General features: G+C 36.8%; 1 pseudogene. It reads left to right on the plus strand.

The window, feature by feature from the left end:
* A pseudogene (locus tag WJW32_RS06775) lies at positions 1-589 on the plus strand (proline reductase-associated electron transfer protein PrdC); the annotation flags it as partial.
* Positions 590-634: the final 45 nt, after the last annotated feature.

Genomic DNA, 634 nt, shown 5'->3' on the forward strand with positions numbered 1-634 from the left:
CTGTTGTTTGCAACACTGAAACACTGAAAAATATCGTATTAGCTATAGAGGATAGAAAACCTGTTATAACTAAGGATATTACAGTTGGTGGAAGAGTTAAAAATGCTAAGAATGGAATGCACTTCTTGGATGTTCCAATAGGAATGCCTATTAATCATTACATACAAGAATGTGGTGGATACGAACTACCATATGGAGAAATAGTATTAGGAGGACCTTTCACAGGTCGTCATGGAGAAGAAGATTCTCCAGTTACTAAAACTTTAGGTGGTATATTAGTTTCAATGCCATTTCCTAATGAAAGCAGAAAAGTTGGTATAATTGCGTGTGAATGTNGGAAACTAAGTGTAAGAGAATGACAGAATCTAATGGAAGATACAGATGTGACTTACCTGGTATGTGCCCAGGACAAGCAGAAAAGGTTTTATATCTTAAAAAGCAAGGTGCAGAAGTGATTATTACTGGAACATGTGAGGACTGAACTAACACAGTCATGAACGTAGCTCCTAGGTTAGGAGTGCCAGTGTACCATAGTACTGACCATGTTTTAAGAGGTGCAGGACATAAAATATATAGAAGAAAAAAATAAGAGGAGGCGATTTATATGTCAATTACTCCAGAAACAGCTAAGGCT

It is taken from the genome of Tepidibacter sp. Z1-5 (assembly GCF_037844525.1).
GTDB lineage: Bacteria > Bacillota > Clostridia > Peptostreptococcales > Peptostreptococcaceae > Tepidibacter_A.